17 protein-coding genes are annotated in these 18,358 nt (G+C 43.1%); 6 read left to right on the top strand and 11 right to left on the bottom strand.

Annotated features, from left to right (window positions below; genetic code table 11):
- Positions 1 to 19: 19 nt before the first annotated feature.
- Positions 20 to 1,957: a metallophosphoesterase family protein gene (locus tag ELZ11_RS04115; protein ID WP_137356257.1), complete on the top strand. Its 1,938-nt coding sequence runs from the start codon at positions 20 to 22 to the stop codon at positions 1,955 to 1,957.
- Positions 1,958 to 2,086: 129 nt separating this feature from the next.
- Positions 2,087 to 2,536, top strand: coding sequence for a tellurite resistance TerB family protein (locus ELZ11_RS04110; RefSeq protein WP_137356091.1), 450 nt, complete (start codon positions 2,087 to 2,089; stop codon positions 2,534 to 2,536).
- 41 nt (positions 2,537 to 2,577) lie between these two features.
- Here ELZ11_RS04110 and ELZ11_RS04105 read toward each other — a convergent pair whose 3' ends face one another.
- The 4 genes from ELZ11_RS04105 to ELZ11_RS04090 form a co-directional block, all read right to left on the bottom strand.
- Positions 2,578 to 3,015, bottom strand: coding sequence for a hypothetical protein (locus tag ELZ11_RS04105; protein WP_137356090.1), 438 nt, complete (start codon positions 3,013 to 3,015; stop codon positions 2,578 to 2,580).
- A 4-nt stretch (positions 3,016 to 3,019) separates the two neighbouring features.
- Positions 3,020 to 3,769 (bottom strand): winged helix-turn-helix domain-containing protein, encoded by a 750-nt coding sequence (locus tag ELZ11_RS04100; protein WP_167494618.1) that lies wholly within the window; start codon positions 3,767 to 3,769, stop codon positions 3,020 to 3,022.
- 65 nt (positions 3,770 to 3,834) lie between these two features.
- Positions 3,835 to 4,512: a hypothetical protein gene (locus ELZ11_RS04095; protein ID WP_137356088.1), complete on the bottom strand. Its 678-nt coding sequence runs from the start codon at positions 4,510 to 4,512 to the stop codon at positions 3,835 to 3,837.
- 15 nt (positions 4,513 to 4,527) lie between these two features.
- On the bottom strand, positions 4,528 to 4,884 hold the full coding sequence (locus ELZ11_RS04090; protein ID WP_137356087.1) for an antibiotic biosynthesis monooxygenase family protein: 357 nt from the start codon (positions 4,882 to 4,884) through the stop codon (positions 4,528 to 4,530).
- Positions 4,885 to 5,067: 183 nt separating this feature from the next.
- On the opposite strand from ELZ11_RS04090, the gene ELZ11_RS04085 reads away from it, so the two are divergent.
- Complete coding sequence (locus ELZ11_RS04085; RefSeq protein WP_137356086.1) at positions 5,068 to 5,598, top strand: cytochrome b/b6 domain-containing protein; 531 nt, start codon at positions 5,068 to 5,070, stop codon at positions 5,596 to 5,598.
- 154 nt (positions 5,599 to 5,752) lie between these two features.
- Here ELZ11_RS04085 and ELZ11_RS04080 read toward each other — a convergent pair whose 3' ends face one another.
- Complete coding sequence (locus ELZ11_RS04080; RefSeq protein ID WP_137356085.1) at positions 5,753 to 6,283, bottom strand: 3'-5' exonuclease; 531 nt, start codon at positions 6,281 to 6,283, stop codon at positions 5,753 to 5,755.
- A gap of 89 nt (positions 6,284 to 6,372) precedes the next feature.
- Positions 6,373 to 7,911, bottom strand: a complete 1,539-nt coding sequence (locus ELZ11_RS04075) for a sensor domain-containing diguanylate cyclase (protein WP_137356084.1) — start codon at positions 7,909 to 7,911, stop codon at positions 6,373 to 6,375.
- A gap of 329 nt (positions 7,912 to 8,240) precedes the next feature.
- On the opposite strand from ELZ11_RS04075, the gene ELZ11_RS04070 reads away from it, so the two are divergent.
- From ELZ11_RS04070 to ELZ11_RS04060, 3 genes are all read left to right on the top strand, one after another.
- Entirely contained in the window at positions 8,241 to 8,873 is a 633-nt protein-coding gene (locus tag ELZ11_RS04070; RefSeq protein ID WP_137356083.1) for a DUF2760 domain-containing protein, read from the top strand.
- Positions 8,873 to 10,804, top strand: a complete 1,932-nt coding sequence (locus ELZ11_RS04065; protein ID WP_137356082.1) for an Hsp70 family protein — start codon at positions 8,873 to 8,875, stop codon at positions 10,802 to 10,804. The genes ELZ11_RS04070 and ELZ11_RS04065 overlap by 1 nt, the downstream gene beginning before the upstream one ends.
- A gap of 138 nt (positions 10,805 to 10,942) precedes the next feature.
- Positions 10,943 to 13,759, top strand: a complete 2,817-nt coding sequence (locus tag ELZ11_RS04060) for an Hsp70 family protein (protein WP_137356081.1) — start codon at positions 10,943 to 10,945, stop codon at positions 13,757 to 13,759.
- Positions 13,760 to 13,856: 97 nt separating this feature from the next.
- On the opposite strand, the gene ELZ11_RS04055 is transcribed toward ELZ11_RS04060, so the two are convergent.
- The 5 genes from ELZ11_RS04055 to ELZ11_RS04035 form a co-directional block, all read right to left on the bottom strand.
- On the bottom strand, positions 13,857 to 15,218 hold the full coding sequence (locus ELZ11_RS04055) for a diguanylate cyclase (protein ID WP_137356080.1): 1,362 nt from the start codon (positions 15,216 to 15,218) through the stop codon (positions 13,857 to 13,859).
- Complete coding sequence (locus ELZ11_RS04050) at positions 15,215 to 16,153, bottom strand: ABC transporter substrate-binding protein (protein ID WP_374939795.1); 939 nt, start codon at positions 16,151 to 16,153, stop codon at positions 15,215 to 15,217. Before ELZ11_RS04050 ends, ELZ11_RS04055 begins: the two co-directional genes overlap by 4 nt.
- Positions 16,154 to 16,353: 200 nt before the next feature.
- A complete protein-coding gene (locus ELZ11_RS04045; RefSeq protein WP_137356078.1) occupies positions 16,354 to 16,569 on the bottom strand; it encodes a hypothetical protein in 216 nt (71 codons plus the stop codon).
- Between the two features lie 202 nt (positions 16,570 to 16,771).
- Positions 16,772 to 17,755 carry a GGDEF domain-containing protein gene (locus tag ELZ11_RS04040; RefSeq protein ID WP_137356077.1) on the bottom strand — a complete coding sequence of 328 codons (984 nt, stop codon included), beginning with the start codon at positions 17,753 to 17,755 and terminating at the stop codon, positions 16,772 to 16,774.
- A gap of 110 nt (positions 17,756 to 17,865) precedes the next feature.
- The gene (locus ELZ11_RS04035) at positions 17,866 to 18,339 is read right to left on the bottom strand and encodes a DUF2947 domain-containing protein (protein WP_137356076.1); all 474 of its coding nucleotides are present in this window, start codon (positions 18,337 to 18,339) and stop codon (positions 17,866 to 17,868) included.
- Positions 18,340 to 18,358: the final 19 nt, after the last annotated feature.

Raw genomic sequence — 18,358 nt, 5'->3', positions numbered from 1 at the left:
TTTGTCGTCTCATATCACAATGGAATCATCTCTGCCTTTTCTGTTAGCAGGCCCGATATTACGTAAAACTACAGCCAGTGAAGTCAACCTATGGCTAACCACCAGCGCGCCTTTTCAAGGTACGCTTTCGCTTTACTCAGGCAAACATGACTCTCCCATCTATGAATCAAGCCAAACCGACATACAATCCATTCAGGTCGGAAAGCACGCTTGGGTTACGCTCATCAACGCAAAAGGCGAATTCCCAACCGATGTTGAGCTGGAATACCAAATAACGAGCGGCACAGAGTGTTTGGCTGATTGGGCTCCTCATATTCTTTATGGTGATAATAACCGAGTTAGCTTCCGCATCTCGACTAAAGCCGACTACATTCTGCATGGCTCATGCCGCAACCCACACCACTCTAGTAAAGACAGCTTAGTGGCTGCAGATACCAAAGTGGCTAGTCAGCGAGTAGAAGATCGCCCTGACATGCTAATGATGAGCGGCGACCAAATTTATGCTGATCATGTGGCAGGGCCAACACTGGATGCGATTGGGCAAGTGATCGACCTACTTGGGCTTGCAAAAGAATCGCTGCCAAACGACAGCTTAGATAACACGTTAATCAGCAGTGATGACCTATTCGCTCATCCTAACAATTTCTATCATCGTGATGATATTTTGCCGCATTACAGCAAAACCGACTCGCTGATAGATAAGATCTTACCTAATCGTAGGATCCCTATTTTCAGCTCAACGGAGTGTGATAACCATTTAATCACCCTATCTGAGTTTATCGCGATGTATTTGTTAGTCTGGTCGCCGACATTATGGGCGTTGATTAACCCAGAGCGACTGAGAGACAACAACTTCACGCATGCTGGGAATGTATTATCTCCGGCAAAACAGCAAAAATGGCGTGAAGAAAAAGCCAATATTGACGAATTCGTCCAGGGCTTGCCGCAAGTTCAGCGTCTTTTGGCTCATCTTCCGACGTACATGATCTTTGACGATCACGATGTCACCGACGATTGGAACCTAACCGTCGGCTGGGAACTCGCCGCTAACCAAAACGAATTTGCAACCCAAGTGATTGGCAATGGGCTTTACGCCTATTGGTTATGCCAAGGCTGGGGCAATGAACCTAAGAATTTCTCTAAAGAATTTATTAGTGACGCGCAAGCCATATACGTTAACCCAACTGACAAGCCTCAGGGCTCTACTGAGATTAATCGCGATAAACAGGTTCAATTTCTCCAACACCTGAATAGCTTTGAGAAGTGGCATTTTACTATTCACTCTTCGCCAAAAGTTGTGGTACTCGATACCCGAACTCGACGCTGGCGTTCAGAGTCGCGCATGAATAAGCCATCCGGGTTAATGGATTGGGAAGCGCTCATTGAGTTCCAGCATGAACTCATGCATCAAGATAAAGTGATCATTGTGTCTGCGGCCCCGATGTTTGGTGTTAAGTTCATCGAAACCTTACAAAAGACAATGACTACTCTTGGCCAGCCCTTGGTTATCGACGCAGAAAACTGGATGGCGCACCCCGGTAGTGCCAACACTCTGATCAGTATTTTTACGCATACAAAAACACCAACAAACTTTGTCATTTTATCAGGCGATGTTCACTATTCTTTTGCTTATGACATTAAACTTCGTTACCGAAAGAACAGCCCAAACATCTACCAAATTACTTGTAGCGGCATTAAAAATCAGTTCCCTGATTCTTTACTGAAGTTCTGCGATATTTCTGACAGATTGCTTTATAGCCCCCACTCGCCATTGAATTTATTTACTAAGCGAAAACGCCTTAAAGTGGAAAAACGAAGCCCTGACAATCAGAACTACTATCGATTGGTCAATCAGAGCGCCATTGGTGAATTAAGATTGGATAGCGAAGGCAAACCAACCGAGATATCAATACTGACGGGTGAGAGCAAACAAGTGAACTTTATTGAACATAAATAAAGCTACGTGCCCTCATCAACTTGAGGGCGCACTAATAGCAGTATTGCAATGTAAAGTTTCCGTAAAGTGACTTGTCATATAGCCCACACACCCTAATAGTTAAAGTATGTCTATCTTTTGGAGCGCTACATGTTTAATTCAATAACTTCACTTTTCAAACAACTGATTGATGGCAACGATCTGGGGCAATCTCCAACCATATCGCCAAACCTAGCCATCGCATGCTTACTTTGCGAAGTCGCTGGTGCGGATAACCAAATCAACCAGCAAGAAAAGGAAGCCAAGCAACATCTAGTGGAGCGTCTACTTAATTTAGATAATGAAGCCGCGGTTCAACTACTAGAGCAAGCCGAGCAACAAGTACAACAGTCAGCTTCTTTGTATGATTTCACGTCGCAACTGCGTGAGCTTTCACACGAAGTACGCATTCAGTTAGTTGAAGGAATGTGGGAAGTGGCTCATGCGGATGGTGAGATTGACCCACTTGAAGATTCAGTAATTCGTAAAGCGGCTGAGCTTCTTTATGTCAATCACAGTGAGTTTATTCGGAGTAAGCTCAATGTGATTGGCGACAAGTAGACCACTCTAGCCCAACAAACGGACATATAAATATATAACCGCTAGCTCAACGCCCTTCCATACAGGATCCCTTTAAGCTCAATGGGGTTACCCTGTTTCGTGATGTACAAGCCTCGCTGATCTGAAATCATGACGCTGTGCTTGTCATCCACTTGTTGGATAAATAAGTTTTTCACATTAAACGATTGTGGGCTTTTCGCATGCTCCTGCTCAAGTTGGTAAAGATAGTAGTAACTGCCCCAACGCAAAAACACGCCGAATAAGTGCTTCGTTTCGACAATCGAACCATTCAAGTCATAGGCGATATATTGCATTTTCACCCGACCTTTTTTAAGCCGTAACATGACGCGTTCTGAACCGAGTTGGTCGTACGACACGCCAAACTGATAAGTCTTCTTCGTCATTATGCTCGAGGCAAGCCCAGTACTTACTATGGTGAATAACGTCAACATAATCGGAAACCAGAATTTGTGTTTCACCTTTCTACCCCTTAACGCAAGAGACTGAATCAAATTGACTCGTGACTTCCTGCCACTGCCCTTGTTCCAAAATGACCGTTTGAACGTTGGAACAATCGAGGCCAATTCTATGTAAGTAAATCGCCTGAGTGCCTGTACTGGTTGTTACATCGAGCTGACGCTTAAAGGCGCTATTCAGCTCAACACCATCATGATAAACGTCCACCCCGTTATACCTTGTGTAGTCCATGAAAAACGCCAAATGAGCAAACACACTGATAATGAGCAGACTCACGGACACCCCGGCACTAAACCACAAAATATCAGGATTGATTTGAATAAAAGACGACTTTTGAACGTCACTAGTCAGCTCATTAGCGTTAGCTTCCTGTGATGCAGTTTTGCTGTCCCTCTTTCTCAATGGAGCCAAGCAATGAGTAACGGTAGGCAAAACCTCCTTTGCCCGAATGCAGTAGCCCTGTTTTTGAATCGTAAGAATCTCGCACTCAGAAGTCAGTTGTTCAAGAGCAGTACGAATATTCTTTACTGCAACATTCAATGAGCTACCAGTCACTACCTTGCCCGGCCAGCAATGCTCTAGCAAGTAGGCTCGTTCAACGGTTTGAGGAAAGTGATTAATTAAGTGCTGAATAATTAGGCACTCTGATAGAGAAAGCGAGACTTCTTCCTGAGTTTTAGCATTTCTAACAAGGCAATTATCAGTGTTAACGCACAAGCCAGTAATTTGAATTTTATATTTATTATCGTTATTCATAAGGCAAGTTAATAATGAAATCATACTTGCCTTAGAATAACATATAAATCAAATTTAGATTATTATTACAACGTAAGTTTAAACCCTAGCTCACTAATATTAACATCTGCCAACTCTAATTTAACGGCATTCAATTCATTCGCGATATCCAGGGCATGCTGCTCGTCTTTCGCTAGTACGGCAATCGAATATATTGGGCGAATCATAGAAAGTTCTGTATCCTCACCTGTTATATCTTTATTTATCAAATACGCAGAAGTAATAATCCCTTTCGCACTCCAATCCACTACTTTTTGGAGGTCTTGGTTAATAACTTGATCGACAAATATTCTTTGTTCTGGTTCTTTCCAAACCAACTCAATAGCATAGTTATTAAATACAACATCAATATCAAGCCACTTATTACCAATTTCTCTTACTTCTGTTATTTCTGCTAATTCTTTAAACTGAAATGGAAGATTCCCTATAGTTTCTCGGACTTGTTGTTCACTGTCGGCTTCCATTACAAATTTAATAATAGGAAATGACTGTTCGCCAATATGACTTTCCATCACAAACATATCGTGGATTAAGCCGGAATCAATTAAATTCGCAAAGGCTTTCTTCTGGTAAGGCATGACTTCAAATACTGCTTGAGCATCTTGCGTCTTCCATGCCACTGACACACCGTATGCAGCAGCGTAAGTATTCATTGAAATAGAAAAACTAAAAAAAGCTAAAATTAATAGTCGTAAGTGTTTCATTATTCGTATCTCTCCCTAGTCTCGGATCACTTCGTATAAATTTGGATCGGCGGAAACACCTTCTAACGCTAACTTTGGTAGCACCGCCTGCATATTCGCTATAGCCTCTTTAAACTGCTTAGACGTTTGCCAAACAGCCACATTTACAAAGCGGTACGTGGCATCGGTACTAAGTGAACGGTGCAACTTCGTCGAAACATAACCGGGCTGCTGCTCTAGGATGTCTCGAGCTTCCTCCCAATAAGCAAGCGTTTCAGCCTCTTTCTCTCCTGCGACCGAAAACGTATTGATGAGTATTACCGGCTGAGCACAAGCCCATGCACTAACGCTCAATAACGTTGTAGATAGAACAAGTTTCAGTATTGTCTTCATATTACCCTCCTTAATTTAGGTAATCGAAATTTATCACGTTGAAACAAGCTCACAATAATCACGCCCTAGTTTTAATATTAATTAAAAACACAGAGTTTAATTAATATTAAAAACTTACCAACAATAAATACCTATTTACTAGTTTAGGTAGACTGAAAACACTCAAACAACTGGAAAAACCTCATGCTCAAAGAAAAATCAGAAAACCAGCCGTATAGCTTGAACACTAAAACGATTGATATTTTACATTGGGGGTTACTATGCGTAATAATACTTACGATTATTCTAGGAGGCGTATCTAATCGAATACTCTCATTCACGGAAAAGTCTCCAACAATACTCATACATCAAGCATTGGGAATAACTGCTTTAATTTTTAGCATTACTCTATTCATTCGAACGTTCTCAAAAAACAGTACAAATCCTGATAGAAGCTTATTAGCTTCTTTAACTCAAAGGGCTCAAGCTTTCTCCTTAATATTAATTGCTCTATCAGGGTTAAGCATTGCTTTAATAGACACACCACTTTTTGAATTATACGCTTGGCTAGTACCAGAATATGACTCTCCAAGAGAGCTATTTTCAACTCTATTTTTCGTTCATAGCTCCTTAATAAAAGCTTTTCTCATCCTACTATTGCTACATATTCTAGGGGCAGTAAAACATCACTTTTTTGATAAAGGAGATAAACTCAATAAGATGCTAGGAAGATAATTCGCTTATTACCTGCTAACGATTTTCTTTAAAGCGAATCACCACTTACCGACTTACAACGTTTAGGCATAAAAAAACCATCTATCTCGTATGAGGTAGATGGTCTTCTTGAACATAGAAACTGGTTTCTTGAAAGCCTTAGCTATTAACGCGATTAGAGCATAGTTAATGCCAGCTTAGCTAAGTTATAGGCGTCGACATAACCTGAGTGCTGCCTACCTTCCCATTCAATATCTTTGGCTTCTTGTGCCGCTTTATGACCAATACGCTTATCTTTGAGCCTATTTTGGATTCGATACAAGGTCGCCAAATTGATGAACTCTGAAAACGGAGCCTCGACCCCTTTCTCTTCACACTCTTTGTGTAAGATAAGGTCATCACGCCCCCACGCCGCATAAATCTTATTTGGCCCACCAAAATTTTTAATCATCGACTGGATAACCGATGCTAATGGGCGCCCTTGCTTCTCAATTTTTCGCGGCGTAATGCCTGTCAATTCTGCACAAAACAGAGAAACTTCGTCGCGTTCTGGCTTTACGTAATATTGTGCGCGCTTGACGATTTCACCTTTCACTAAATCGATTTCAGCCAAACCGACTTCAATGATCTCGCCAGTTGTTCCCACACCATTTTCATTCCAACAGCACATTTCTAAATCGAAACACACCACTCGATTGTGATTCATACGTTGCCTTAGCCACTCTAATAATATCTTTGGGGAAATTGTACCTGAGCCAACGCTAGATCTCGACTCTTGAACGTTTAAGTGCTCAATTAGGCTCCAATTGAAACACGATTTCGGCCATTCATTTTGCTTTGATATAGCAAACCATCGACCTTTTTCAACAATGATTCACTGCTTTCGCCTCGGTAAACTGAACCACCCAAACTTAATGAGCAATACAAAAACTGGTCTTCATATTGTAAGGGACTTCTTGCTACTAACCGCCCAATGGTATTGAGGTATTCATCAAGTTGTTTTTCCTGTGAGATGGTCGTCAAGATACAAAATTCATCTCCACCCAACCGAAACAGCTTGTCGCCAGTTCGTAGCTGCCCTAACACAAGTTGACTCACGTGTTTTAACATATCGTCTCCCACTGGGTGGCCATATTGGTCATTGATTGCCTTAAATTTGTCTATGTCGAAACCAACCAAACTAAAACTCATTTTGCCTTTAACCCATTGCGGTAACTGAATATTGAAAGCGCGTCGGTTATAGAGCTCGGTTAAGCTATCGTGCTCTACTAAAAACCTCAGCTCTTCAGTACGCTCATCGAGCATTTGGGCTAGTCGCTCTTTCTCTCGTGTTTGCAGGTTTACGATATATGACAACATAAGAGAAATGGTCAAGCCACCAAGCGCCACCCTTAGCAAAACAAACTTGTTGCTCATCGTTAACGGCTTAATAACTTTAAAATCGACATGCCAGCTGCGATTAGGTAATTCAATCGTACGGGTGATCTTCATGCCTTCAGCGTCATCAAACCCTTCACTTTGAAAAAAGACCGGATCGTCTTCAGCATCGAAACCTAAGTCTGTCACACGAACCAGTAATGCTTGCTCGCCCGCCGTTTTAGCAATCAAATTTTCGAAATAGTAAGTCGTTCTCACCACCCCAATCACAACGCCGAGTAAATGTTCATTAGCAGCATCGAACACCGGGTGATACACCAACATGCCTGACTTTTCAGTGTCTTTATCATGCCCGTCTTGTAACAATCTTACTTTATCCGATAGGTTCGCTTCTCGCGTTTCTAGAATATTCTCAATAACTAAATCAAACCGTTCGCGGGAAGAATAAAAGCCCAACAGGCCAAGGTTATCAGGAGTTTTAGGGTAAATATCAGAGGCAATGAACGCCGCTTTATCGCCTAATATATACCCTTTCGTCACCGGTCCGTCCTTAGGTACGGTATACAATTCGAAATCAGGGAATCGACGCTGTAACTCAGCGGTATGCGACTCTATATTTTCACTTTCTACTTTCTCCATCCACTGCAAACCCACTAGGCTATTCGACCCCGCTATTGTGTGCTCTGCAAACAGATCAAATTGCTTCCAGTCTTCTTTCTTACTCGCGTGGAAAAAGTTCGCACCAGAACCAATATAGGCAATGTCATTTTCTATAAACACACGTAGGCTTTCTACCTGGCGCTCGGCCAGATTAGCGATATTGTTGTACGTGGATGTACGCTGAGTTTGGTAAGTGATAACAATACAAACAAGCGTCACAATCAGCGAAATGACGAACGTAGAAAGAGAGTAAGTTAGCCGATTAAATTGAGTCACGGAGTGTGCGGTAGTAGGCATTAGAGAGCACAAATTCAGTTAGAGATGACAAGAAAATGATAACTGAACAAAATACCATTCTCTATTAAAGATTGCGCTCGTCATTCGTAATCTTCGATTGAAATAACATCTCAATAACTTGAATCAATAAACTTGACGTATTTTAGCTGTTTTTTTCACCTAACAAACCAATTCAAGCCCTGAATCGTTCCATTTAATTAAGCTGTTATCCCTTGAATATGCTAGTATCCCCCCAATATTTTAAGCTTAATCGGACACCTTTTGTTGGTGTCGTGCGTTCCATAATAAATATCGAATGCACCGTTAAATCAATCTAAAGAGAAATCACCATGAACTTTGATTTAAACCTAATCCCACAAACGTTTGACATGCTGCACGCAGGTTTATCTGCATCAAGCGTTTTATTACTACTTATTGCCGTATCGCGTAAATCAAAAGTAGTCGAGAAAGTTGTTGAAAAACCGGTTGAAAAAATCGTTGAAGTAGAAAAACCTGTAGAGAAAATCGTTGAAGTAGAAAAAGTTGTTGAAGTAGAAAAAGTCATCGAGAAAGTTGTTGAAGTAGAATCTAAACTTGCTACTGCATCTACTGATTCTGCAATGCAACTTCTGTCTATCATGCAACAAGAAGCGCGTTTAATTGACTTCCTACAGGAAGACCTAACTTCTTTCTCTGACGAAGAAGTTGGCGCTGCTGCTCGTGTAATCCACACTGGTGGTCAGAAAGTATTGAACGATTATGTAAGCCTTTCTCACATTCGCACTGAAGACGAGGAAACTCGTATCACTATCGCAGAAGGCTTTAACCCACAAGAAGTTCGCCTAACAGGTAACGTTACAGGTAACGCACCATTCAATGGCACATTAGTTCACAAAGGCTGGAAAGCAACAGAAATGAACTTACCTAAACTTGCGGAAAACTACGACGCTTCGGTTATCGCTCCAGCAGAGGTAGAACTGTAATGGATCAACATGCTACAGAAGCGATGCAAACACCTAAGTTCAGCGTAGGTATCGATTTAGGTACTACGCACTGCGTTCTATCTTACATCGATACCACGAATGAAGATGCGCGCGTTGAAGTCATGCCTATCCCTCAGCTAACAGCGCCGGGTACGGTAGAAACACGCAGCCAATTAGGCTCTTTCTTGTACCAGCCTCATGAACACGAAATGAACCCAGCTTCACGTGTTCTTCCGTGGTCATCAGAACCGACAGCTTTAGTGGGTGCTATCGCTCGTAATCTTGGTGCTAAAACACCAATTCGTTTAGTTGCTAGTGCTAAGTCTTGGCTATGTCACGGTGGCGTAAATCGTCGCGACGCATTCCTACCTGCAGGCAGCCCTGAAGAAGTAGAAAAAGTTTCTCCACTAAAAGTGACGGAGCTTTACTTAGAACATTTAAAAGAAGCGTGGAATCACACTCACCCAGAACACAAGCTGGCTGACCAAGACGTAACGATCACCGTTCCTGCTTCGTTTGATCCAGCAGCTCGTGACCTAACCGCAGAAGCCGCTCGTAACGTAGGTTTCACTCATCTAACGCTTTTAGAAGAGCCCCAAGCGGCTCTATACAGCTGGATCGATAACAGCAACGACAAATGGCGTGATGAAGTAGATGTTGGCGACATCGTGCTGGTTGTGGATATCGGTGGTGGTACTACCGACCTATCTTTAGTTGAAGTGACTCAAGATGACGGCAACCTTAGCCTGAACCGTATCGCGGTAGGTGAACACATCCTACTTGGCGGCGACAACATGGACTTGGCACTGGCGTATCGCTTGAAGATGAAGCTGGCGCAAGACGGCAAAGAACTAGCACCTTGGCAAGTTCAAGCGATGACTCATGCATGTCGTGACGCAAAAGAAGCGTTACTGAACGATGCTGAACTTCAAGCTGTGCCAATCGTGGTTCCTAGCCGTGGTTCTAAACTACTAGGCGCAACATTAAAAACAGAGCTAACTCAGCAAGAAGTACAACAAACATTGGTTGATGGCTTCTTCCCTAAAGTTGCTGTGACTGATCACCCGGTACAAAAAACGCGTGGTGCACTGACTCAAATGGGTCTGCCATACGCGCAAGACGCGGGCATCACTCGTCACATTGCCGCATTCCTTTCTAAGCAAGCAAACGCACTTTCTGGAAATGGTGAAACGGCTCAACAAGATTTCAATCCGTTTGCAAACATGCCGGGTATGCCTGGTGCTGAAGCGCCTGCTGCTGACTTCATCAAACCAACAGCAATCCTGTTCAACGGTGGTGTTCTAAAATCTAACCTACTTGCTGATCGTCTTTCAGACACAATCAACGAGTGGTTAATCAACGCTGACGCTGAATTTGCAAAACAGCTTTCAGGCTTAGATCTAGACCTTGCGGTTGCAAGCGGTGCTTCTTACTACGGCGCGGTACGTCGTGGTCAAGGCGTTCGTATCCGCGGTGGTATCGCATCTTCTTACTATGTAGGAATTGAAAGCGCGATGCCTGCAATCCCAGGTATGGCTCCTCCAATGGAAGCACTGTGTGTTGCACCGTTTGGTATGGAAGAAGGCTCAAGCGTTCAAGTGCCTAGCCAAGAATTTGGTCTAGTAATTGGTCAACCAGTTCACTTCCAGTTCTTTGGTTCAACAACTCGTCGTGAAGACGAAGCCGGTACTCACCTTGATCACTGGGCACCAGAAGAGCTCGAAGAATTGCCTGAGATCCAAGTGACGCTGCCTGTTTCTGAAGGCCGTCGTGAAGGAGAAGTGGTTCCTGTAACACTGGCTTCACGTGTCACTGAACTAGGCACGCTTTACCTAGAAGCAATTGCTACTGACAATGGTCAGAAATGGCACGTTGAGTTCGACGTTCGTGAAGATGCAGCTTCTGCAGACGATTCTGAGTTAAGTCAGTAATCGAAATATATTCAACGGCACCTACTTTGGTGCCGTTTTTAATTCTATAGTTTGCAAGCGTAAGCTAAATACCGTTATTTATTTCTAAGATATTTTGCTGCGTTTGTCCGACACAACATAATAGCGTGAGGTTCAGTAATGGCATCTCCTCGTTTTCTCGTTGGTATTGATTTAGGAACGACGAACACCGTTGTTGCATTCTGTGAAATATCCGACGACCTACAACAGTCTCCCGTATCCTTATTTGATATCGACCAACTTATCGGCCCCGGCGAAGTGGTTCGCAAACCTCTGTTGCCTTCGTTTCGCTATCACCCAGCAGAAGGCCAGATTTCTACTTCCGATTTAGTACTCCCTTGGGAATCAGTACCCGTCGCTGGTGACATCAATAATGTCATTGTCGGTGAATGGGCTCGCGAATTAGGAGCAAAGGTTGAAGGCCGACAAGTATCCAGTGCTAAAAGCTGGCTATCGCACCAAGCGGTTGATAGAAATTCAGACATCTTGCCATGGGCTGGAGCCAACGATGTAGACAAAGTCTCGCCAGTTGTAGCGAGTGCTAGTTACCTAAATCACATTCGCCAAGCATGGAATTATCGTAACCCTAGCAATAAGCTCGAAGATCAAGATGTGGTCGTGACAGTACCGGCTTCTTTTGATGAAACAGCACGTAAGCTAACCCTTGAAGCCGCAGCCTTGGCGGGCCTTTCTAAAATCGTACTCTTAGAAGAACCACAAGCCGTATGCTACGACTGGTACGCGAGGCACCAACAAACAGCCTCTGACGAACTACAACAATTACCACTGATTTTAGTGTGTGATGTAGGTGGTGGTACAACTGACTTAAGCTTAATTGAGGCTAAATTCACCGACGACGAGCTTGGCCTTGACCGTATTGGCGTAGGCGAACACTTAATGCTTGGCGGTGACAACCTAGACCTAGCGCTGGCCCACCTTGCAGAGCAACGCTTTAACCAAAGCAAAAAGTTAAACGCAGCAAGCTTGACCAAACTTATTCAGCAAACGCGTAAAGCAAAAGAAAACCTGCTCTCATCAGACGCACCTGAAGAAGTAAAAATCACCATGCTCGGCAGCGGCTCTAAGCTACTTGGCGGAACCAAAAGCATTGGGCTAACCAAGGCTGAAGTTCATCAAATAGCTCTTGATGGCTTTTTCCCACTTTCAGAGTTTGATCAAACCCCTGATAAAAGACGCAGCGCCGTGGTTGAATTTGGCTTGCCCTATGTCGCCGATCCCGCAGTAAGTAAACATATTGCTGAGTTCTTGACCCAACATCAGCAAGTTTCACACGCCGCACTGCAGTCAATAAACCACGATGAAACTGCGCCTGCGATTCCCGTTGGTTTATTGCTAAACGGTGGTGTGTTTAACAGTGACCTAGTGACTGAACGAATCACCAACTTGCTCGGTAGTTGGCGAGGTGCACCTGTTACCGTTCTCGATAACCCTCATCCAGATTGGTCTGTCGCACTAGGAGCTGTCGCATTCGGTAAAGCTCGACGTGGGGCTCAGCTTAAAATTGGTGGTGGTGCTGCTCGTTCTTACTTCTTACATTTACAAGAAAAGAACAAGATGGGTAAAGCACTGTGTCTGCTTGCCAAAGGTACCGAAGAAGGCCAAGAAATCCGTTTGAACAGCCGTCGTTTCTCACTGACATTAGGCGAGCCAGTTCGTTTTAACTTGCTGACGTCAACCCACGATCAAATTGCCCACGATACTGCGATTCAAAATGGTGTGATGGTCAATGTTGATGCAGACCTGTTCTCCCCTCTTCCACCTTACATCTCGACGCTGGAAGGCTCAGGTACGGCAGAACTTCAAGCTAACCAAAAAGAGCGTGTCGAGGTGCTACTCGCTTGCCAGTTAACCGAAGTCGGTACACTGAAAATGGAATGCGTGAGTACTGAAGATGACTCGAAACGTTGGTTGCTTGAATTTGAAGTCAGAAACAAGCAAGGCGAAGAGTCTGATAACTCTACACTTCACCCACGCTTAGATGAGTGTAAAGAGTTGATTTCTCGCCTCTACAGTGGCAACAAAAAGAGTGCAGAATCGAAAGAGATCAAAACACTATCGAAAGATCTTGAAAAACGACTAGGCAAACGCGATGAATGGGATTTCACAACTCTTCGCCACCTATTTGATTCTTTTTCACTTGGCCGTAAACGCCGCCGTCGTTCGGAGCAACATGAGAAAAACTGGCTTCGACTCGCGGGCTTTGCCATGCGCCCTGGGTTTGGCGATCCCACTGATTCTTGGAGAATGGAGCAAGTTTGGGGCTTATACCAGCAAGGTATTCAATTTCAGAACCATCAAGGTTGGACAGATTGGTGGGTATTCTGGCGGCGCGTTGCGGGTGGTTTAAGCCAAGAACAACAAGAAAACATTCTGGCTGATATTGCTAAGTACTTACACCCTGGTGCAGCTAAAAACCCGAAATCAGCAAAAGAAGCGCAAGACAAAGGCTACGAAGCAATGGTGCGTTTGTCGGCATCTTTAGAGCACTTAGAAGTTGAAGATAAAGCGCTGCTATCAACTTGGTTCTTGAATAAAGCACTTAACCATTCTCAGTTTGCTCAAGCACACTGGTGGGCTTTTGGCCGTTTAGCTTCACGTACTCCTCTGTATGGTAGCCAACACACAGTGATCCCACGCGAACAGGCAGAGCAATGGCTACCTAAGCTTCTAGAGCAAAACTGGCAGAAAGAACAGATGATAGCGTTTGCTGCGGTAATGATTTGCAGAAAGACAGGCGACCGATTATTTGATATTTCTGATGATTATCGCGAACAAGTCCTTACAAAACTTAAGCAAAGTAAAGTACCTGAAGCATGGATTTCTCTAGTAGCAGAAGTGAAAGAGCTTTCTGAAAGTGAGTCCAAACGTATCTTTGGTGACGCTTTACCAAGCGGATTGAGCCTAATTAACCACTAGTCGCTTATTGATTTAAAGTAGTAATAAAAATGGCCCTACACTTAAGTGCTGGGCCATTTTATTTTCAGCTCTGACTCTTTAAGTATTTAGCTCGTCATCAGCCTGTACTTTCTTTATTTGCCGCTCGGCTAAATTCGTTGACATCACCATGGCACAGATAGGTGTGTTCAACGCTTCGTTTAGCCTCGTACATGGCTTCATCTGCCATTCGGAACATGCAGCTTATATCAGTCGTATGCAGTGGATAATAGCTAATACCGATACTCACGCCTACGCTCAACGCTTCCCCGTTAACCATCATCGGCTGATCGAACGCATGAACAAGCTGACGAGCTTTCGCTTCCACGCCATCATAGTTATCAAGCAAATCCAAACAAACCACAAATTCGTCGCCACCGATACGCCCAACAAAATCCGATGCTCGGATATTCGCTTTAAGCCGTGTCGCTATTTGACGTAACACTTCATCTCCAGCGTCATGCCCTTTTTCGTCATTAATTTGTTTGAACTTATCTAAATCCAAAAACAACAACGCAACTTTTAATCCGGTTCGTTTCGCCTTAATCGTCGCGCCTTCAAGCAAGTTTTTACATGCTCTTCGGTTATACAACCCCGTAAGCGGGTCACGCTCAGAAAGAAAGGTTAGCTGCTCTTTTTGTAGCTCAAGCTTAGAGGTTTGACGCTGTACTTCTTGCTCTAACTCATCTTTCGTCACGGTTGTTTGTTGAAGCGATTCTTTCATTTGATTAAAAAATTCAGCGATAGCGATAAACTCGCTGTCGAGCTTCTTGTTTTTAATTCGACTTTTCAGATCGCCGTCAGCAAGCTCCAATATCCCTCTTTTAATTACTTTCACTCCGGTTTTAAAGCGTTTAAGAATCATCAATGAAATCGCACAAACTAATACTGAGAACAGCAAGATCTGAAATATACTCGTAAACAACGTCATGCTTTGCTCTTCTGCGCTGTCTTCAATTAGCATCTTTTGTAAGTAGAAAAGTTCTTCCACCATGCCTTGTACGGTCATGTTATATCTGGAATGAAGCAACAATTTAGCTTGCTTGACGCCTATGTCCTGAAGTAATGAAGTATGGTTGCCTTTCTGATATTGCTCGTTAATTTGACGCTCCTGAACAATCAAGGTAGCAAGCCCCTCATTCATGGACTTAATATTTTCGATTTGCCCTTCTAAGTACATACTTTCATCTAAGGTACTCGCCAAGCTTAGTTGCGCCGCCTGAACCTCGTTTAGGCTTTCTCCATCCTCGAATTCCAAATAGATCCATAGCTGACTTCGCAGCGTCTCAACGCTTTTCTGAATATTGATGACTTCCGTAATCGCGTTTTGAGCATCTTGATGTTTTTCTAGCATTTGCCACCACGACACCATGATGATAACTACCAGCAATAAAGAGGATACGAACAAGCTATTTAGCTTTCTGTAGATTGACCCAGTCATTTAAGCAGTGCCTCTACGTTAAGTGCGTGTTCCAATGATTGAGGGAATAGTATTTGTCGGTATTCGGGCTGAACTCCTTTCACTAACCCCGCACTCATTGCCCAGCGAGCTTGCATCTGTAAATTAGAAAGTAATGAATTGCTAAGAGATAAACGAAATACATAATCCTTCCAAGACCACTCCAACTGCTCTAAGGGGATATCTAAACGACTGGCGATGGTTATCCGTGCCTCATCTGGGTTATCGTGTATCCAATCTATTGCTTCGCCCACAGCCCTCAGAATACGAGCCGACTCCTCTGTCGTCTTATTCAAGTCCTCATTCATCGCAAGTAAGTTAAACGATAGGTTGTAAACTCCCTGCATCCCCAAATTTATCGCCTCTGAATTCGCTCGTGTTTCGAGTAAATAGCCATATGGCTCCCAAACGGATATCGCATCGACAGCATTTGATATGAGGGATTGTTCGAGCTCCTGCGGCTGCAAATAGATTTTATTCAAAGGCATCTGAGTTAAGTTATGCGCAATCAATAGCGAATCTAAATAGTATTCACTGGCGCTCGCCTTGATCACGCCTACGCTTTTACCACTCAGCGCCGAAATATGCTCAATGTTGTATTCATTCAACGTTAGCAGCTTTAAGTCATTACCCGACTCGACAAAACTGGCAATCAATTTAAAGTCATTACGATTGAAACTTTGAAATACCACCACAGATTCTGAAGCCGTCGCCAAGTCAACGTCACCATCAAACAACATTTTGGCGCATGCCACTCCGCCATAGCAGGGGACAATTTCGACGGACACACCGTGCTCAACAAAAAACTGTTGCTGGTCTGCGATAATAAAAGGGGATGAAAGCGGAGTTTGAGAAACGGCAATGCGAATGGGAGAGTCATTAATCGCAGGAGTAATATTCACACGTTGAGCTTGCATTAACACAATCAACAGCGCTACTGCTATCGCTATGATAATTATTAATTTTCTGCTCACTAAGTTCATATCTGCCTCAGCAATTAATGAATCTAGTTTAATATTAGTATTAAATTGATAGTTTTGTAATTTAAAGACTTCTATAAAGAGGTTAACGCTACCTTCACCTAATCTCAGTTCGTATATCAGGTAGCGCTACTTTATCAGTGATGTACACCGCTTGGATTACTAGAAAACTCCGTACATTCATAGATATCCGATAGTTTTTTAGGGCTCTTTACGAAAGGTTTAGGGACGCTTTGCCCAGAAACCTCCGACATGATTGATTGGGCATGAGACTGAGCTGATTCCAGAAACTCAGCATCCTCAATAGCTTGTTTGCGTAACTTGTTCACTCGTTCTAATGTGTCCCACAACATAAGCACCTCCAACTGTTTATATATACAGTATAGATTTACATTCTATGAATGCAACAAAAAGCTGTATGTACAAACAGTAGTTTGTTATAAAGATGCAAAGAGAGCTCAGGAGTATATCCAAAAACAATGACTAAGCGACTGAATAGCCTAGTATTATTTTGATTGGGACGGCAAGATTATTGATTATTTGAAGTTCGAAAGATCAAAACAGTTCGACACTGCTATCACCTTGATCGTCTTCTACAATTTCTCCTAGGTTCACTAGATATTCGTAGTGCCCTACTTGGTTTCGCCCATGCTCTTTGGCGTAATACAAAGCCTTATCCGCATGATCAAGAATATTGTAGAGGTAGTCTGTTTTCTTAATGCTGCACATTCCTGCGCTAAATGTAATATTACCAACTTGAGGAAAGGAGAATTTGGCAAGTAACTCGCGAAACCCATTAAGGGTATCGACAATTTTCTCTGACGGCTGTGGAGGAAAGATCACAACGAACTCCTCGCCACCAAAACGAAACAATTGTTCCCCTTCAACAAAATAGCCTTTCATTTGCTGGGCAAAAGACAGTAAAACTTCGTCTCCAATTAAGTGCCCAAAGTCATCATTAACGTGCTTGAAATTATCAATATCGATGAGGGCAACAGCTGGCATATGCTGGTTGTCTTCAATCTTCATGGCCGAGTTGAAGCACATCAACAACCGCTCTTCCATGGTTCTTCGATTGAAAAGCCCGGTTAGCTTATCTCTTTCGTTTTCATGCAGTAACAACAAGTAATTATTGTATATCCGCATACAGCCATCGATTAGCATTTCATATTCGTTGGGCGACTCTTTAAGGTCTAGGCTCAGTTTCGTTGATGTTGTTTCTGTGATTGGAACTAAGTACTCGCAAAGGTATCGATCATCTGAAATTTTCTTGATTACGGAAGAGCACTCTTCGACCTCTTGGTCGGTACGAAGAATTCCATTGTGGCCATATTCCCAGCACAAGATCTCTTTGCCATCTTCGTTTTTCGAAGTCACCAATTTGGCAATCAGAAATTCCTCAGAATCCACTATATGATGTAAGAATGCGGAATGTAGCGGGATCATTTCGGCTAAGGTCGCCAAAACACAGTAACCGAGCGAGGTTGTATTGGTTTGCTCTGTAAGCTGCACTATAGACTTGAGAAACTTGTCATCCATTCCACCACCTCCACGCTCTTTCACTGAGTATAGAAGTGTTTAATTATTTTTAGAGATGAAGTTATTGAAGGTAATAAAAAAGCGAGCTGTTTGCTCGCTTTCATTGTCAGTTAAGCTCGTTGTCCAAGCTGTACTGTGCCTTTGGTACTAAACCATAAGGCTTCGTTTCTACGTCTACCCAGTAAAATTGGGCCGTCATCGTAGAACAAAAAGTTTTTCCAGTGCTTTTTAAATACTGACCACTTGGTTTCAAGGATGTTGTATTTTTCGTAGCAAAAATACACGGTCACATCGTCTTGCCAGTCAATATGAGCGAGAATCTCTTCTGGTAGCTCCGGCTCGTCGGCTTCCCAGTTCACCATCCAGTTCACTTCTTCAGTCCAATTCGAAGCCTTACTTGGCCAATCTTGGGAACTCAACCTTTCTGAATCAGGGCTTTGTGGGCTTACATTTTCTTTCCAAAACTGAGAAGCGCGAGCCTGTGTCATTGGCTTAATTTTCTCTAAGTCTTCTTGCGGCAATGGCATTGACTGATGAGTGAAAATCCATTTTCTTTGGTATTCATCCAAAGTTGTATATGACATCAAATTTCCTCGAAACTAT

The sequence above is a fragment of the Vibrio profundi genome (assembly GCF_005281835.1).
GTDB lineage: Bacteria > Pseudomonadota > Gammaproteobacteria > Enterobacterales > Vibrionaceae > Vibrio > Vibrio profundi.
The sequence above is the reverse complement of the archived record's forward strand: the minus strand, read 5'-3'. Positions and strand labels throughout refer to the sequence as shown.

Bases quoted from the DNA above. Each gene is read 5' to 3' on its own strand.
- ELZ11_RS04115 (WP_137356257.1), top strand. From the start codon at position 20: ATGGAATCATCTCTGCCTTTTCTGTTAGCAGGCCCGATATTACGTAAA.
- ELZ11_RS04110 (WP_137356091.1), top strand. From the start codon at position 2,087: ATGTTTAATTCAATAACTTCACTTTTCAAACAACTGATTGATGGCAAC.
- ELZ11_RS04100 (WP_167494618.1), bottom strand. From the start codon at position 3,769: ATGAATAACGATAATAAATATAAAATTCAAATTACTGGCTTGTGCGTT.
- ELZ11_RS04095 (WP_137356088.1), bottom strand. From the start codon at position 4,512: ATGAAACACTTACGACTATTAATTTTAGCTTTTTTTAGTTTTTCTATT.
- ELZ11_RS04090 (WP_137356087.1), bottom strand. From the start codon at position 4,884: ATGAAGACAATACTGAAACTTGTTCTATCTACAACGTTATTGAGCGTT.
- ELZ11_RS04085 (WP_137356086.1), top strand. From the start codon at position 5,068: ATGCTCAAAGAAAAATCAGAAAACCAGCCGTATAGCTTGAACACTAAA.
- ELZ11_RS04080 (WP_137356085.1), bottom strand. From the start codon at position 6,283: ATGAATCACAATCGAGTGGTGTGTTTCGATTTAGAAATGTGCTGTTGG.
- ELZ11_RS04075 (WP_137356084.1), bottom strand. From the start codon at position 7,911: ATGCCTACTACCGCACACTCCGTGACTCAATTTAATCGGCTAACTTAC.
- ELZ11_RS04070 (WP_137356083.1), top strand. From the start codon at position 8,241: ATGAACTTTGATTTAAACCTAATCCCACAAACGTTTGACATGCTGCAC.
- ELZ11_RS04065 (WP_137356082.1), top strand. From the start codon at position 8,873: ATGGATCAACATGCTACAGAAGCGATGCAAACACCTAAGTTCAGCGTA.
- ELZ11_RS04060 (WP_137356081.1), top strand. From the start codon at position 10,943: ATGGCATCTCCTCGTTTTCTCGTTGGTATTGATTTAGGAACGACGAAC.
- ELZ11_RS04055 (WP_137356080.1), bottom strand. From the start codon at position 15,218: ATGACTGGGTCAATCTACAGAAAGCTAAATAGCTTGTTCGTATCCTCT.
- ELZ11_RS04050 (WP_374939795.1), bottom strand. From the start codon at position 16,153: ATGCAAGCTCAACGTGTGAATATTACTCCTGCGATTAATGACTCTCCC.
- ELZ11_RS04045 (WP_137356078.1), bottom strand. From the start codon at position 16,569: ATGTTGTGGGACACATTAGAACGAGTGAACAAGTTACGCAAACAAGCT.
- ELZ11_RS04040 (WP_137356077.1), bottom strand. From the start codon at position 17,755: ATGGATGACAAGTTTCTCAAGTCTATAGTGCAGCTTACAGAGCAAACC.
- ELZ11_RS04035 (WP_137356076.1), bottom strand. From the start codon at position 18,339: ATGTCATATACAACTTTGGATGAATACCAAAGAAAATGGATTTTCACT.